Annotated in this window: 12 protein-coding genes; 3 read left to right on the forward strand and 9 right to left on the reverse strand. The window is 68.7% G+C overall.

The window, feature by feature from the left end; all coding sequences use genetic code 11:
- Both TX83_RS03735 and TX83_RS03740 read right to left on the reverse strand, forming a co-directional pair.
- The coding region (locus TX83_RS03735; protein WP_075574981.1) for a PilN domain-containing protein at positions 1–551 on the reverse strand (551 nt) is incomplete at its 3' end.
- The gene (locus tag TX83_RS03740; RefSeq protein WP_064746591.1) at positions 551–1,609 is read right to left on the reverse strand and encodes a pilus assembly protein PilM; all 1,059 of its coding nucleotides are present in this window, start codon (positions 1,607–1,609) and stop codon (positions 551–553) included. The genes TX83_RS03740 and TX83_RS03735, both read right to left, overlap by 1 nt.
- Before the next feature lie 401 nt (positions 1,610–2,010).
- Between TX83_RS03740 and TX83_RS03745 the strand changes: the two genes are divergently transcribed.
- The 3 genes from TX83_RS03745 to TX83_RS03755 all read left to right on the forward strand — a co-directional run bounded on the left by TX83_RS03745 (position 2,011) and on the right by TX83_RS03755 (position 6,016).
- On the forward strand, positions 2,011–4,575 hold the full coding sequence (locus TX83_RS03745) for a penicillin-binding protein 1A (RefSeq protein ID WP_064746592.1): 2,565 nt from the start codon (positions 2,011–2,013) through the stop codon (positions 4,573–4,575).
- A 246-nt stretch (positions 4,576–4,821) separates the two neighbouring features.
- A complete protein-coding gene (locus TX83_RS03750; RefSeq protein ID WP_064746593.1) occupies positions 4,822–5,475 on the forward strand; it encodes a hypothetical protein in 654 nt (217 codons plus the stop codon).
- Between the two features lie 148 nt (positions 5,476–5,623).
- The gene (locus TX83_RS03755) at positions 5,624–6,016 is read left to right on the forward strand and encodes a hypothetical protein (protein ID WP_064746594.1); all 393 of its coding nucleotides are present in this window, start codon (positions 5,624–5,626) and stop codon (positions 6,014–6,016) included.
- 83 nt (positions 6,017–6,099) lie between these two features.
- On the opposite strand, the gene TX83_RS03760 is transcribed toward TX83_RS03755, so the two are convergent.
- The 7 genes from TX83_RS03760 to TX83_RS03790 form a co-directional block, all read right to left on the reverse strand.
- Positions 6,100–7,407: a citrate synthase gene (locus TX83_RS03760; RefSeq protein WP_064746616.1), complete on the reverse strand. Its 1,308-nt coding sequence runs from the start codon at positions 7,405–7,407 to the stop codon at positions 6,100–6,102.
- A 431-nt stretch (positions 7,408–7,838) separates the two neighbouring features.
- Positions 7,839–8,081, reverse strand: coding sequence for a type B 50S ribosomal protein L31 (locus tag TX83_RS03765; protein WP_064746595.1), 243 nt, complete (start codon positions 8,079–8,081; stop codon positions 7,839–7,841).
- 349 nt (positions 8,082–8,430) lie between these two features.
- Positions 8,431–9,372, reverse strand: a complete 942-nt coding sequence (locus TX83_RS03770) for a nucleoside hydrolase (protein WP_064746596.1) — start codon at positions 9,370–9,372, stop codon at positions 8,431–8,433.
- Complete coding sequence (locus tag TX83_RS03775) at positions 9,369–9,974, reverse strand: DUF4166 domain-containing protein (RefSeq protein WP_141233343.1); 606 nt, start codon at positions 9,972–9,974, stop codon at positions 9,369–9,371. Before TX83_RS03775 ends, TX83_RS03770 begins: the two co-directional genes overlap by 4 nt.
- A 177-nt stretch (positions 9,975–10,151) precedes the next feature.
- Complete coding sequence (locus TX83_RS03780) at positions 10,152–10,907, reverse strand: calcium-binding protein (protein WP_064746598.1); 756 nt, start codon at positions 10,905–10,907, stop codon at positions 10,152–10,154.
- 132 nt (positions 10,908–11,039) lie between these two features.
- A complete protein-coding gene (recG, locus tag TX83_RS03785) occupies positions 11,040–13,157 on the reverse strand; it encodes an ATP-dependent DNA helicase RecG (RefSeq protein WP_064746599.1) in 2,118 nt (705 codons plus the stop codon).
- Between the two features lie 158 nt (positions 13,158–13,315).
- On the reverse strand, positions 13,316–15,730 hold the full coding sequence (locus TX83_RS03790; RefSeq protein WP_064746600.1) for a TonB-dependent receptor: 2,415 nt from the start codon (positions 15,728–15,730) through the stop codon (positions 13,316–13,318).

Genomic DNA, 15,730 nt, shown 5'->3' on the forward strand with positions numbered 1-15,730 from the left:
TTCGGCGCGTTCGGGTTGGCCAGCTTGACCTGCAGCTTGAACTCGTACGGCAGGCCCTTCTCGTTGCCCTTGGCCTCGATGACGTTCAGGTCGGGCTTGGTCATCCAGCCGGACACTTCGAGGTTGCGCATGTAGGTACTGACGCGGGCGTTGGACTGGGCGCGCCCTTCCAGGGTCAGCGTCTCGGCGTCCTGCTTGATCGCGGTCAGCACCGCGCCGTCGGGAATGGTGCGCACCAGCGAATCGAACAGGTGCACCATCTGCGAACGGTTGGACTGCAGCTTCTCGATCACTTCCTTGCGCGCGAGCAGCTTGCTCTTCTTCTTGTCGAGCTCTTCGATCTCGGTGATCTTCTTGTCGACTTCGGCGATCTGCGCGTCGAGGAAGGCGTTGCGCTTGCGCTGGCCGCTGATTTCGCTGTTGTAGTAGAAGACGATCAGCACCGACAGGGCGACGGCGACCAGGGCCGACAGGCCGAGGATGGCGCCGAATTCCTTCTGGCGGGCTTTGCGCCGTTCGGCGCGCCACGGGAGCAGGTTGATGCGTGCCATCAGTCGAAGCTCCTCAGGGCCAGGCCGCAAGCGATCATCAGCGCGGGGGCGTCCTGCGCCAGGGCATGCGCCTGGACGCGCGGGCCCAACGTCATGTGCGCGAGCGGGTTGGCCACCGTGGTCGGCACGCCCAGTTGCTCTTCGACCATTTCGGCGATGCGCGGGATCGAAGCGCCGCCGCCGGCCAGGACGATCTGGTCGACGCGGTTGAATTCGCTGCCGGCGTAGAAGAACTGCAACAGACGGCTGACCTGCTGGACCATCGCCTCCTTGAACGGCTCAAGCACCTCGGCCTGGTAACTCTCCGGCAGACCGCCCTGGCGCTTGGCCAGACCGGCTTCCTCGTAGCTCAGGCCATAGCGGCGCATGACCTCGTCGGTCAACTGCTTGCCGCCGAACACCTGCTCGCGGTGATAGAGGCTGCGGCCGTTGCGCAGGACGTTCAGGGTGGTCATGGTGGCGCCCGAGTCGACCAGGGCGACCAGACCGTCGCGCGGACCGCTGAGCGTGTCGGCCAGCAACGAGAACGCGTTCTCGATCGCGAAGGCCTCCACGTCCATCACCTTGGGGATCAGGCCGCCGAGCTCGAGCGCCGAGGCGCGCACTTCGACGTTCTCCGAACGCGAGGCGGCCAACAGCACCTGGACCATGTCCGGGCTGCCCGGCATCGGGCCGAGGATTTCGAAGTCGTGGTTCACTTCGTCGATCGGATACGGCACGTAATTGGCCGCCTCCAGCTCGATCTGCGATTCCATGTCGTCGTCGTCGAGATCCGCGGGCATGCCGATCACGCGGGTGATCACCGACGAGCCGGCGACCGCCGCGGCGGCGTGCTTGATGCGGGTCCCCGACCGCGCAACGGCACGCTTGATCGCTTCGCCGACCGCCTCGACCTCGACGATGTTCTTCTCCACCACCGCGTTCGGCGGCAGCGGTTCGACGGCGTAATGCTCAACGCGGTAGCGGTTGCCCACTCGAGAGAGTTGCAACAGCTTTACCGCGGTCGAACTGATGTCCACACCGACCAGCGCCGGTTGGCTTTTTGTGATGAGTCCCACAATTATCTCCCCATGCCACAAGCGCTTACGCGCACTTCGTGTGGCCCCGGCTTAGATAACGGACTTTTCACAGGCTGGCAACCACTTTGTTCACGATTGCCAACCCAGTCGTGCTTTTTTGACCCGCAACGTCATGTGACCCGCTCCGTCAGTCCTCACGATCCGCGCCGGGACAAGGCGGACCGTTCGTCGGCCAGAGCGAGACTGCCCTGAATGGGGAAACCGGAACGTGCCGGGATCGGCGGTTCCGAGGTCCGGCACAACCGCGCGTCCGCTGGCCGGCGCCCCCGCCCGGCCGCCCTCCCCGCTCCCGGCCGGGCGGCGTCTCAGCGCTCGACGGGAGCGCCGGCCCGCTCCTCTATACTGGCCGACCATAACCACACGATCCGGAACCCGCTTCGATGTCCCGTATTCGCCGTTGGCTGCGCTGGGCGCTCTACGCGTTCATCGGCGCAGTCCTGCTGGGCGCGATCGCGCTCGGCGCCCTGTACTACCTGATCGTTCCCAAGCTGCCCGACGTCGAGACCCTGCGCAGCATCGAGCTGCAGGAGCCGATGTACGTCTACGCCCGCGACGGCCGCCTGATGGCGATGTTCGGCGAAACCAGGCGCTATCCGGTGGCGATCGAGGACGTGCCCGAGCGGCTGAAGCAGGCCTTCATCGCGATCGAAGACGCACGCTTCTACAAGCACCACGGCGTCGACTACAAGGGCGTGGCGCGCGCGGTCTGGCTGCTGGCGACCACCGACGACAAGCGCGTGCCCGGCGGTTCGACCATCACCCAGCAGGTCGCGCGCCAGTACTTCCTGAGTTCGGAATACAGCTACAAGCGCAAGCTCGGCGAAATGCTGCTGGCGATGCGCATGGAGCGCGAACTCAGCAAGGACGAGATCTTCGAGCTGTATCTCAACAAGAGCTTCTTCGGCAACCGCGCCTACGGCGTCGGCGCCGCGGCCGAGTTCTACTACGGCAAGAAGATGAGCGAACTGTCGCTCGACGAGATGGCTTCGCTGGCCGGCATCCCGAAATTCCCGTCCAGCGGCAATCCGCTCAGCAACCCCGAGCGCGCCAAGATCCGCCGCGACTACATCCTCGACCGCATGGCCGAGCTGCAGTTCATCAGCGCCGCCGAGGCCGCCCAGGCCAAGACGGTGGCGATGCACGCCAGTCCGCACGAGCGCCCGATCGAGGTCTACGCGCCCTACGTCGCCGAGATGGTGCGCCAGGAAATGGTCGCCCGTTACGGCGCCGAAGCGCTGACCAAGGGCTATCACGTCACCACCACCATCGACCCGACCCTGCAGGCCGCGGCCGACAAGGCGGTGCGCGACGGCCTGTCGGTGTACGACCGCCGCCACGGCTGGCACGGAGTCGAGCAGCACTTCGATCTCGCCGCCGGCGACGACGCGGCCGCAGCCAAGCTGCGCCTGCGCGGCATCCCGGCCCAGGCCCACCTGCTGCCGGCGGTGGTGCTCGGCACCCGCGGCGGCCAGGCCCAGGTGGTGCTCGGCGACGGCACCGAGCTGAACCTCAGCGAGAAGCAGGGCTTCGCCGGACGCAGCCCGGGCAGCCTGCTCAAGCGCGGCGACATGGTGCGGGTGGCGAAGATCGAAACCCCGGCCGCCGCACCGGCCAAGCCGGCCGGCGAAGCGTCCAGCGACGCGCCCGCCGCGCCGGTCGCGCCGCCGACGATCAGCTACCGTCTCGACCAGCTGCCGCAGGCGCAGGCCGCGCTGGTTTCGCTGGAGCCGGCCAACGGCGCGTTGCGCGCCTTGTCCGGCGGCTACAGCTTCGCCGGCGCCAAGTTCAATCGCGCCACCCAGGCGCGGCGCCAGCCGGGCTCGAGCTTCAAGCCCTTCGTCTACGCGGCCGCGTTCGAGCGCGGCTACAACCCGGCTTCGATCGTGCTCGACGCCCCGGTGGTGTTCAAGGACCGCCGCGGCCACCTGTGGCGGCCGCAGAACGACAGCGGCAACTTCGCCGGCCCGATGCGCATACGCGAGGCGATGGTGCAGTCGCGCAACCTGGTCTCGGTGCGGCTGCTCGATGCGATGGGCGTGGATTTCGCGCGCAAGTACATCAGCCACTTCGGCTTCGAGATCGAACAGCTGCCGCCGAATCTGTCGATGTCGCTGGGCACCGCTTCGCTGACCCCGCTGTCGGTGGCGCGCGGCTATGCGGTCTTCGCCAACGGCGGTTTCCGCATCACTCCGTGGTTCATCGACGAGGTCAAGGACCGCGCCGGCGCGGTGGTATTCAAGGAGAAGCCGGCGGTGGCCTGCCCCGAATGCGGCGGCCGCGGCCAGGCGGTGGCGGCGCCGGTCAGTCAGATCGTCGACGGCTTCGACCTGGGCCCCTCGCCGAGCGCGGGCGCGGACGGCGACGCCAAGACCGCGGCGGCCAAGCCCAAGCAGCCCGAGGCCGCGCCCGCTCCGGCGAAGAAGCCGCCGACCAAGGAAGAGATGGCGGCGATGCACATCGCCCCGCGCGCGATCGACGACCGCATCGCCTACCAGATCGTTTCGATGCTGCGCGACGTGGTCAAGCGCGGCACCGGCACCGCGGCCAAGGTGCTCGGCCGCGAAGACGTCGGCGGCAAGACCGGTTCGACCAACGACCACCGCGACGCTTGGTTCTCCGGTTTCGGCGGCCCCTACGTCACCACCGTCTGGGTCGGCCGCGACAACTACAAGTCGCTGGGCTATCGCGAGTACGGCGGCAAGGCCGCGTTGCCGATCTGGATCGACTACATGCGCGTCGCGCTCAAGGACCAGCCGGTGGCGGCCAACGAACCGCCGCAGGGCATGGTCAAGGTGTCGGTGGCCGGCAACGGCGCGCTGATCCCGGACGGCGCCGGCGGCGTGATCGAGTGGGTCAAGGCCGAAGACCTGGAGCGCATGCAGACCTACACCGACTACGGCCACGAAGACGCCGCGCCGTCGGAGGAGTCCTTCGACATCTTCTGATCGCCGCACCGCGCCGCGGCGGGCCTGGGTCCGCCGCGGCGCGCGAGCCTACGCAAAGGGCCGCACGCCGCGCGTGCGGCCTTCTTTTTTGCCTGCGACGCGGCGTTCTTGCCCAATCTGGCGCCTCGCCGGCGCCGGTTTCGGTCCGTACATCAACCCGACCGGTGGACGTGCTAGCGTTGGGGCGCCGGCAGGTTCCGGCCGCGGCGAGCGCCCTCGCCGTGACGTGCCCGCCCGGAGGTCGAGATGCACCAGGCCCGACAGCACGCACACCAGCACGCGCAAACCCGCATCCGCGAGCGCCGTCACCGGCTCGCTCACGAAGCGGCCCGTCTGATCGCCGAAAGCGGCATCCGCGACTATCACCAGGCCAAGCTCAAGGCCGCCGAGCGCCTGGGCATCTTCGACGACGCCTCGCTGCCGCGTAACCGCGAAATCGAAGACGCGCTGCGCGAGTACCAGCGCCTGTTCCAGCGCGACAACCTCGGCGGCCTGCGCCAACGCCGCGAGGCCGCGCTGCGCGCGATGGAGTTCTTCGCCGAGTTCGAACCGCGCCTGGTCGGCCCGGTGCTCGACGGCACCGCCGACGCGCGCAGCCCGGTCGCCCTGCACCTCTACAGCGACGATCCCGATGCGGTGCCGCGCTTTCTCGAACAGCACCGCATTCCGGCCGAAGCGCGCGAGCGCCGCCTGCGCCTGGACCGCGAACGCAGCCTGGATGCGCCGGTATGGCTGTTCTCGGCCGAAGAGCTGAGCTTCGACCTCAGCGTGCTGCCGCTGGACGTGCTGCGCCAGGCGCCGCTGTCCAGCATCGACGAGAAGCCGATGAAGCGCGCCTCGGCGGCGCAGCTGCGCCAGTTGCTGGCCGACGAGGAAATCTCCGAGTTCGAGCGCGGCTGAGTTCGAGCGCGCTCGCCCCAGGCACCGGCGGCAATAGGCGCGTCACGACACGCCGGGCAAACCGCAGCGGAGCAGATTCGACGCGCGCCCGATGACGCTGGCGCGCACTGCGGCCACAATCGACCGTTCCCCCGATCAAGGACGTCCGATGCGAATCAAGGAAACCGCCGCGCTGTGCCTGCTGCCCCTCGCCGCCATCGTCGCCGGCACCGCCGCCGCCGCGACGCCGATCGCCCTGTCCAAGCTGTACGCGAGCTACGAGAGCGCCGACTACAGCGCCCTGTCGATGCCCGAGTACGACCAGCGGGTGCGCTTCACGGCGGTGGTGCTGGAACAGAACACCTCGCTGGCCGACACCGCGCTGACTTCGGCGACCGACGCCGGCAGCGAGGCCGAATACGCGCGCCTGAGCAGCGAGGACCCGGGCCAGAGCCGCAAGCTGTCGGCGCTGGAGCCCGGCACGGCGTTCACCGCGACCTGCACGGTCGGCTTCAGCTCGGGCAGCGACTACATGACCCTCACCGACTGCACGGTCGAGTAAGCCGCCGCGCGACCCAACGGGTCGCCGCAACGAAAAACGCCCCGCCGAAGCGGGGCGTTTTCGCATCCGGGAACCGGCGCCGGTCAGCGACGGTCGACGCCGACGTAGTCGCGGGTGGCGTGGCCGGTGTAGATCTGGCGCGGGCGGCCGATCTTGTTCTCGGGATCGTTCTGCTGCTCCAGCCAGTGCGAGACCCAGCCGGCGGTGCGGGCGATGGCGAACATCACGGTGAACATCTCCACCGGGATGCCGAGCGCCTTGTAGATGATGCCCGAGTAGAAGTCGACGTTCGGGTAGAGCTTGCGCTGGACGAAGTACTCGTCCTGCAGCGCCGCCTCTTCCAGCTTCATCGCCACTTCCAGCAGCGGATCGTTGACGCCCAGCGCGCCGAGCACATCGTGGGTCATCTTGCGGACCAGCGCGGCGCGCGGGTCGTAGTTCTTGTAGACGCGGTGGCCGAAGCCCATCAGGCGGAAGCCCGATTCCTTGTCCTTGGCCTTGTCGACCGCCGACTTGACGTTCTCCGGGCGGCCGATCTCTTCCAGCATCTTCAGCACCGCCTCGTTGGCGCCGCCGTGCGCCGGCCCCCACAGCGCGGCGACGCCGGCGGCGACGCTGACGTAGGGGTTGGCGCCGGTCGAACCGACCAGGCGCACGGTCGAGGTCGAGGCGTTCTGCTCGTGGTCGGCGTGCAGGATGAACAACAGGTCCATCGCCTTGGCCGCGACCGGATTGAGCTCCAGCGGCTCGCTCGGCACTTCGAACAGCATGTGCAGGAAGCGCGTGGTGTAGTCGAGGCTGTTCTTCGGATAGCGGATCGGCCAGCCGATCGAGTAACGGTGGCAGGCGGCGGCGATGGTCGGCACCTTGGCGATCAGACGGATCGCGGCCAGGCGGCGCTGTTCCGGATCTTCCAGGTCGAGATCGTTGTGGTAGAAGCTCGCCATCGAGCCGAGCATGCCGACCAGCATCGCCATCGGATGGGCGTCGTGGCGGAAGCCGTAAAGGAAGGTGCGGAAGGCCTCGTGCATCATCGTGTGATGCGTGACCTCGTGCTCGAACTTGGCGAACTCGCCTGCGCTGGGCAGTTCGCCGTTCATCAGCAGATAAGCGACTTCGAGGAAGTTCGACTTCTCGGCGAGCTGCTCGATCGGATAGCCGCGGTACAGCAGGACGCCCTGGTCGCCGTCGATGTAGGTGATCGCGGACTTGCAGCTGGCGGTGGCGGTGAAACCCGGGTCGTAGGTGAACATCCCGGTTTCTTTCGGCAGCTTGGCGATATCGACGCAGGGAGCGCCGAGCACCGGATGCTGCACCGGCAGGACCACGTTCTTGTCGCCGGCGGTCAGGGTGACCTGATCAAGGCCGGCTTTTTTGGAATCATCGGACACGAAACACTCCTCGGTCTGCTGCCGCAGGGAGGGCCGCGGCAGGAGGGCAACAGGGGTCACAAACGGATTGCGATACTGAATTATCGCACAACGATTCCAGAGCCCAAGCTCGGACTTTGGTCGGGACGCGGCCGGCAGCGGCACGGAGCGTTGCCGGCACGGCACGGGAAAGCCCGCCGGCACAGGGTGGCGGCGGGTGCGGCGGAAACCGGCTTGCACGTCCTGGCGGGAGCCCTGGCGGGGATCGGCCGTTGGCGCGGAACACAGGGGCCTGGGCCGCGGCTTATGCCGCCCCGGCAGGAAGGCCCGCGACGTGCGCCGACGCGGGGTTGACCGCAGGCGCCGCAACGCGGCCGAAAGCAGCGCGATGCGCAAACGCAAACGGCCGCCCTTGCGGGCAGCCGTTGGGCGTACAGCGATGCGGCGCGGAATTACTTCTGCGCGTAACGCTTGCGGAACTTGTCGACGCGGCCGCTGGTATCGACGATCTTGTGCTTGCCCGTGTAGAACGGGTGCGAGGCCGACGAGATATCGACCTTGATCAGCGGGTACTCGGCGCCATCGAGCTTGATCGTTTCCTTGCTCGACAGGGTCGAACGGGTCAGGATCTGGAAATCGGTGGTGACGTCCTGGAACACGACGTCGCGGTACTCGGGATGGATGCCTGCCTTCATGGCACTCAACCTTAAGGTGTGCGGGAAAGTCGCGCAGTATAGCCAGCTCCTGGCGGTGTGCGCAAGCCCAGGAAACACTGGATTTCATCGCACGGAGCAGTGAGAGCGGCGGAGTCGGACTTCCGGGCCAGACGGCAAAAATCTCCTGGCGCCAGCGTCTTTGCCACTCAAAAGCGGCGTTTGGCGGCGCCGGCGGGGTGGCCGCGCGCGCGGCCACCCCCGAGGGGGCTTGAGAGCGGGCCCCGGTGACCGGCCTTCATAGGCGCCCGCTGTGCGCGGGACCCGACCGCGGTCGCCGGCAGCCTACGCGGGGGACGCGCTTCGGATGCTGGCGCCGGTCGCCGACTGCCTACGCGGGGGACGCGGATAGGGCGGCCTGGAGGAGGGATTCGAAGCGCTGTTGATCGTATTTCATCAGAATCGACACCTTGTCCGGCCGCCCTTCCTGGCGCCGCCAGTCGACGATCGTCGCACCGCGGCTATGAGTACCGTCCAGCTCGATCGACAGCGGCCGCGCCTGCAGTTCCAGCGCGCCTTCGGGTTCGAGCGCGAAGGCCATCGCCAGTGCGTCGGCGGCGTGCCAGTGGTCGCCGCGGCGGTCGATCGACCACATCCGGGTCTTCTCGGAAATGCGCTCGTAGAACTTGCCGCGCGCGGAATCGGTCTTGAACCACTCCAGCACGCGGTCGTGGTGCAGGCCGTGGGCGATCACCGCTTCCCAGTCGGCCAGATCGATGCGCTCGAAGGCTTCGAACACGATGTGCGCGGCCTCCGGATCGAAATAGATGTTGAATTCCGCGGCCGGGGTGATGTTGCCCTGGCAGGTCACCGCGCCGCCCATCACCACCAGGCGCGCGATGCGCTGCGGCAGGGTCGGGTCGAGCTTGAGCGCGAGGGCGACGTTGGTCAGCGGGCCCAGCGCGACCAGCAACAGCTTGCCGGCGTGCTGGTGCGACAACCGAATGATCGCCAGCGCCGCGTGCTCGGCCTCGGCCCGGCGCTGCGCGGGCTCGTAGCCGACGTCGCCGAAACCGTCCTGGCCGTGCACGTAGCCGGCGTCCGGCGAGGGATGCAGCAGCGGCGCGTCGGCGCCGGCGAACACCGGCACGTCGACGCCGGCCACTTCGCACAGCTTCAGCGCATTGGCGACGGTGTGCTTGAGACCGACGTTGCCGGCGGCGATGGTCAGGCCGACCAGTTGGTGGCGCGGATCGTTGAACGCCATCAACAGCGCCAGCGCGTCGTCCACGCCGGGGTCGGTATCGATAAGCAGGGGAATGCGATCGGTCATGTAACCACTCTTTCGACAGGATCGGCCGATTCGGCCGGGACAGCGTGCAGTGCGCCTTCGTAGCGCAGCAGTTCGCCGAAGGGAAACCAGGAGAACGCGACGGCGAAGCGATAACGCTCGCCGTCGGGATGGGACTCGATGCGCTTGTAGGCATCGGTGCGCGGAAACAGGAAGCGCGGCGCCGGCAGACCGCCCACGCGCAGGCCGAGCAGTCGCCAACGCCAGCCGCCGCCGTCGAGGTCGACGCCGAGCCGCATCCGGACCGGACCGGTGGATTCCAGCCAATGGCCGTGCGGATAAGACCCGACCGGCCGAAACACCGACAGCAGTTCGCTGCCGTCGTCGAAACGGGGGTGCCAGCGCATGGCGTCTTGGCTGTGGGAAATGTCGACCCGGAACCCGCGCTGCGCGCGGTCGGTGGGAATGCCCAGGCGCTCGGCGAGGCGGCGACCGAGCAGGCCGGCCAGACCGCGACCGGTGGAAATCCCGATCTGCCCGTCCAGCGCACCGCCGCTGCGGTGCAAAGCTTGCAGGCGCGGGTGCAGCCGCTCGAAGGCCGGGCCGAACCAGTGCATCGCCGCGTTGTGAGGGGCTCCCGGCATCCGGGTGAGGCGCTCCAGCGGGCGGGACACTATAGCCAAATCCCACCGCCGAAATGCAAGCCCCTTCGGCGCTCTTCGGGAACCCTCGTGCCCGGGCCGGCCGGGCACGAGGGTTTCGGCAAAGCGCCGGGCTTCCCAACCAAGCGCTTCAAGCGCTCGGGCACGCCCTCGCCGCGCTTACAAGGCCCCGCCCCGGCGCCCGGGCGAGAGCGCCGTCGCGCACGGCGGCGACGCCCGTCCGGCAACCGGCACCGGCGAAACGCCGCCGCGCCAGCCTGCCGACGCGGTCGCGGCGCCGGGCAGGCGGGCGAGGATGTCGCTCATTTCCCAGGCCGCTCCTTCCTGGAACCAGAACTGGTCCACCGCGCGCGGCCACTGCCAGGGATCGTCGGCGGGCGGGAAGAAAGCCGCCAGGGTGACGGTTTCCGCGCTGGCCAGGCGCACGACCAGATCCAGGCCGTCGCGCTCGAGCTGCACCTGGTCCGGATGAACGCCGGGCTTCAGCACCAGGATGGTGAGGAACTGGCCCTCGACGTCGCTCTGGTGGATGCGGTCGTGGCCGTCGCCCAGGCCGAACACGTAGGCGTCGTTGCCCAGCTCGCCGTGCAAGGCGTCGTCGCCGCTGCCGCCGGCGAGGATGTCGTCGCCGTCGCCGGCGTACAGCGTGTCGTTGCCGCCCTCGCCCAGCAGCAGGTCGTTGCCGTCTAGGCCGTACAGCGTATCGTCGCCGGCGCCGCCGGTCAGGGTGTCGTCGCCGGTAGTGCCGGTCAGCACCTGTCCCGACAACTGCACGCGCCACAAGCGGCCGGCCGGGTAACGCAGCGCATCGCGCGTCGCCCGGCCCCATTCCATATCGCCGACCTGGCGGACTTCGCCGGCCACCGCCGGCAGCGAAGCGAATTCGTGCTGCGGCACATCGAACAAAGCGGGCATGGGACGCTCCTGTCGTGAATGCGCGGGACTCCCTCCGCGCTCGGTGCGGGCCGTGCGGCGCACGCTCGCGCGATCATTGCAGCAGAGCCGTGTCGCACAGGCGCAGACGCAGGCGAAGATCGCCTTGGATGTTCAGGCCGAGGCGTAACGCGCCGCGCCGCCGACCCAGCGCGCGACGATGCGCTCGGCCTGTTCCGGCGATTGCGCGAGCAGCTTCTCGCCGAGCTCCTGCACCAGCGGCAGCAGGTCGGCGTCGCGGGCCAGGTCGGCGACGCGGAAACCGGCCAGGCCGGTCTGGCGGGTGCCGAGCAGTTCGCCGGGGCCGCGCAACTCCAGATCCTTTTCGGCGATGACGAAACCGTCGTGGGTCTGGCGCATGGTCTCCAGGCGTTGCCGCGCCAAGCCCGACAGCGGCGAGCGATACAGCAGCACGCAGGTCGAGGCGGCGCTGCCACGGCCGACCCGGCCACGCAGCTGATGCAACTGGGCCAGGCCCAGGCGCTCGGCGTTCTCGACGATCATCAGCGAAGCGTTGGGCACGTCGACGCCGACTTCGATCACCGTGGTCGCGACCAGCAGATCCAGCGCGCCGTCCTTGAACGCCTGCATCACCGCCTGCTTTTCCTTGGGCTTCATGCGCCCGTGCACCAGCCCCACGCGCAGCGGCGCGAGCTGGCGCGACAGTTCTTCGAAGGTGGATTGCGCGGCCTGCGCCACCACCTCGTCGGACTCGTCGATCAAGGTGCAGACCCAATAGGCCTGGCGGCCTTCGGCGCAGGCGTTGCGGATGCGCTGGACCAGCTCGGGCCGGCGCTCTTCGCTCAGCGCCACGGTCTGCACCGGCGTGCGGCCGGGCGGCAGTTCGTCGATCGCCGACACGTCCAGGTCGGCGTAGGCGGTCATCGCCAGGGTGCGCGGGATGGGCGTGGCGGTCATCACCAGCTGATGCGGCACGATCGCGTCGTCGCCGACGCTGCCGCCGGCGCCCTTGTCGCGCAGCGCCAGGCGTTGGTGCACGCCGAAACGGTGCTGTTCGTCGACGATGGCCAGGGCCAGATCCTGGAAGGCCACGCCCTCCTGCATCAGCGCATGGGTGCCGACCACCACCTGGGCCTCGCCGGCCGCGACCTGCGCCAGCACGTTCTTGCGCGCGCGACCGGTGACCTTGCCGGCCAGCCAGGCCACGCGCACGCCCAGCGGTTCCAGCCAACGGCGCAGATTATTGAGGTGCTGCTCGGCCAGCAGCTCGGTCGGCGCCATCAGCGCGGCCTGGCGGCCGTGCTGCACCGCCAGCATCGCCGCCAGCGCGGCGACCACGGTCTTGCCGCTGCCGACGTCGCCCTGCACCAGCCGCAGCATCGGCGAAGGCTTGGCCAGGTCGGCGCGGATTTCGTCGAACACCCGCCGCTGCGCCGCGGTCAGCTTGAACGGCAGCGATTTGCGCAGGCGCTCGGCCAGCGGCAGTTGCTTCAGCGGCCGCGCGCGGTGCGCCTGCTGGCTGATGCGCTGGCGGCGCAGGCTCAGGTGATGGGCCAGCAGCTCTTCCAGCGCCAGCCGGCGTTGCGCCGGATGCCGGCCTTCGATCAGCGCGGCCACATCGGCATCGACCGGCGGCCGGTGCACGGTCAGCAGCGCTTCGCGCAGGGTCGGCAGTTTCAGTCGCCGGCGCAGCTCGCCAGGCAGCAGCTCCAGCGCAGCGTCGTCGGGCAGGCGGTCGAGGGCGAAGCCGATCAGCTTGCGCAGGGTGGCCGGGCCGATGCCTTCGATGGCCGGATACACCGGGTCCAGCGACTGCCCGAGTTCGACCTCGGCCGCGTCGTCGAGAATGCGATAGCTCGGATGGACGATCTCCAGCCCGTGCTGGCCGGGCTTGGGCGTGCCGTACAGCCGCACCCGCGCGCCGACCCGGAACTGAGCGACCTGGGCGGCGCGGAAATGGAAGAAGCGCAACACCACCGTGCCGTGCGAATCGTCGCCGACCGCGACCCGCAGCATCGGCCGGTAGCGGAAGCCGCGCTCGACCGCCTCCACCCGTCCTTCGACCTGCGCCGCGCTCCCCGGCTGCAGGCGCCGGATCGGGGTGAGTTGGGTGCGGTCTTCGTATTGGCGCGGCAGTTGCAGCCAGAAATCCTGCAGGGTCAGCAGCCCCCGCGCCGCCAGTTTTTCGGCCACGGCCGGGCCGACCCCGGGCATGCGCGGCAGCGGTTGCGTGTGGAGATCGACGGCGGGACCGTCCTTACGGCTCTGCATGGCGTAAGGATAGGGCCGGAACTGCGGGTCGGGAAAGCGCGCGGCGCGACGTCGTCGACCGTCGACGAGGGCGCGACGGACGACGCGACCGGCGCGTTCGCTGGCGCCGCGGCGGGGGCGAGCGGGCGTTCGCCGCGCCCGCCCGCCGGCCGAACGAGTCAGTACCGGGCGCTGAACTCCAGCCCGAACGTGCGCGGCTCGCTGACGCGGGCGCCGACGGTGCCGAGCACGGTCTTGCCGTAGGTGCCCAGCGCGTTGACGTACTGGTGGTCGAACAGATTGTTCGCGTAGGCGGCCAAGCCCCAGCGGCCCTGCGGCGAGGTCCAGGCCAGGCGCAGGTCGGTGCGGTTCTGCGCTTCGCCCAGGTCCAGCGCCGGGCTCACCCCGCAGCGGTTCTGCGAGCGCGACTCGTCGCTGCAGCGGACCTTGCCGCGGTAGGCGTGGCGCAGCGAGGCGCGCAGGTCGCCGCGACCGCCCAGATCCCAGCGGTAGTGCGCGCCGCCGGCGAACGACCAGTACGGCAGGCCGGTCGGGTCGCCGCTGGCGTCGATGCCGTCGGCGGTGACGTAGTTCTTGTAGGTGGAATCGATGAAGCCGGCGTTGAAGTCCAGGCCGAAGGCGTCGCTGACCTGCCAGCGCAGGTCGAAGTCCAGGCCATAGGCTTCCAGGTCGGAGGTATCGATCACGAAACGCGGGATGTCGGTGCTGTTGTCCAGCCGCACCGCCTGGCGGTTGTCGTAGACGTAGTAGTAGACCGAGGCGTTGAGCTGCAGGCGCTGGTCCGGGAAGGCCTTCTTGATCCCGGTCTCGAAGTTCCAGACGTCCTCGTTCTCGAAGCTGCTGCCGATCTGCAGCGAGTTGAAGCCGCCGGCCTTGTAGCCCTTGGCCAGCGAGGCGAAGACCATGGTGTCGTCGTCGAAATGGTAGTCGACGACGAAGCGCGGGCTGAAATCGGTCCAACTGTCGGAAGTTCGCCGCAGGACGCCCTTGTTCATCAGCGCAGGCGGGTCGATGAAGGCGACGTCGAAGACGAAGAACTCGCGCGGGATCCCGGCCAGATCGAAGAAACCCAGCGCGTCGAGCTGGTCCAGCGCAGCGTCGAGTTCCGGCGCCGAACGCGGCGTGTTGAGCCAGCTGAACTTCTTCTCGTCGCGGGTGTAGCGCAGGCCCACGGTCAGATTGAGCTTGTCGGTGGCGTGCCAGATCACGTCGCCGAACACCGCGTAGGCGCGGGTGTCCAGGGTGTTGTTGAACTTCTCGTTCCAACGGTCGCCGAGCAGGCTGATCGGAATGCCGAGCGCGCCGAGCTGCTGGTCGACGTAGCCGAACAGGTAGCCGGTCGGGGTCGGCGCCAGGCCGAGGTTATGGACGATGGTGTCGACCGAGTCGGTCATCGCGTTGACTTCGCTGGTCTGCCTGGCGCGCTCGTCGAAATAGCTGGCGCCGGCGACCCAGTCGATCTTGTCGGTGCTGCCGGCGAACTTGAACTCCTGGTAGAAGCTGCGGTTGCTCTCGGTGTTGGTCGAGTCGACATAGAGATAGCGGCGGTTGGTACCGTCTTCTTCGACCCGGTTGAGCGAGTCGTAATCGCGCCACGAGGTGGTCGAGGTGAAGCCGCCCCAGTCGGTGCCGTGATCGACGATCAGGGTGACGCCGTCGAAGCGCCGCGATTCCTCGTTGCCCTCGGCGTCGCTGAAGGTCGGCACCTTGCGCGGATCGAGATAGGCCGACTCGTCGACCGGCAGTGCCGGCAGGCCCGGCGCCGGCGGCAGGGCGACGATGCCGGTCGTGGCCTGCCCGAGCTGATCCAGACTCTCATGATCCCAGCTCAGCAGCACCGAGGTGCGCTCGCCGAGCCGGGTCTTGAACGCCGCGCGCGTGGCCCAGTTGTTTTCCGGATTGAGATCGCGTCCGGTCTGCGCATCCTGAATCCAGCCGTCGGCGTGATTGATCAAGGCATTGAAGCGGAACGCCGAGTTCTCGCTGACCGGCAGGTTGAGCATGCCGTCGACGTACTGCTTGCCGTGGTTGCCGACGCGCAGCTTGGCCGCCACTTCGGTCGCCGCGGTGCTGGGCTTGCGGGTCACGATCGAGATCGCGCCGGCGGCGGTATTGCGGCCGAACAAGGTGCCCTGCGGCCCTTTCAGCACTTCGATCCGCTCCACGTCGGTGAACGGCAGCAGCACGCCGCCGCCACGGCCGGCATAGACGCCGTCGACGTAGACGCCGACCGCCGGATCGGTGCCGATGCCGAAGTCGTCGGTGCTGATGCCGCGCAGTTGGAACCCGGGCTGGGTCGGCTGCTGACTGTCGACCACCAGGCCGGGCACGAAGCTGTCCAGGTCGCCCAGGTCCTGCGCGGCGACCTCGTCGATCAGCTGGTCGGTGACCACCTGCAGCGCGATCGGCACGTCCTGCAGCTCCTGCTCGCGGCTCTGCGCGGTGACGGTGATCTTGTCCAACTCCTTGGGCTGATCCGGCGTTTGCGCCGCAGCGGGCAGGAAGGCGCCACCGCACAACGCGGCGATGGCGGTGCCGGTCGCGACGACCAGGCGGTGTTTGCGCAACGACAT

Origin of the sequence: Lysobacter antibioticus HS124, from assembly GCF_000336385.2 — a bacterium.
In the GTDB taxonomy this organism is placed as follows: domain Bacteria; phylum Pseudomonadota; class Gammaproteobacteria; order Xanthomonadales; family Xanthomonadaceae; genus Lysobacter; species Lysobacter firmicutimachus.

Excerpts from the sequence above, each read along its gene's own strand:
- TX83_RS03745 (WP_064746592.1), top strand. The coding sequence starts at position 2,011 with ATGTCCCGTATTCGCCGTTGGCTGCGCTGGGCGCTCTACGCGTTCATC.
- TX83_RS03750 (WP_064746593.1), top strand. The coding sequence starts at position 4,822 with ATGCACCAGGCCCGACAGCACGCACACCAGCACGCGCAAACCCGCATC.
- TX83_RS03755 (WP_064746594.1), top strand. The coding sequence starts at position 5,624 with ATGCGAATCAAGGAAACCGCCGCGCTGTGCCTGCTGCCCCTCGCCGCC.
- TX83_RS03765 (WP_064746595.1), bottom strand. The coding sequence starts at position 8,081 with ATGAAGGCAGGCATCCATCCCGAGTACCGCGACGTCGTGTTCCAGGAC.
- TX83_RS03770 (WP_064746596.1), bottom strand. The coding sequence starts at position 9,372 with ATGACCGATCGCATTCCCCTGCTTATCGATACCGACCCCGGCGTGGAC.
- TX83_RS03775 (WP_141233343.1), bottom strand. The coding sequence starts at position 9,974 with ATGCCGGGAGCCCCTCACAACGCGGCGATGCACTGGTTCGGCCCGGCC.
- TX83_RS03780 (WP_064746598.1), bottom strand. The coding sequence starts at position 10,907 with ATGCCCGCTTTGTTCGATGTGCCGCAGCACGAATTCGCTTCGCTGCCG.
- recG (WP_064746599.1), bottom strand. The coding sequence starts at position 13,157 with ATGCAGAGCCGTAAGGACGGTCCCGCCGTCGATCTCCACACGCAACCG.
- TX83_RS03790 (WP_064746600.1), bottom strand. The coding sequence starts at position 15,730 with ATGTCGTTGCGCAAACACCGCCTGGTCGTCGCGACCGGCACCGCCATC.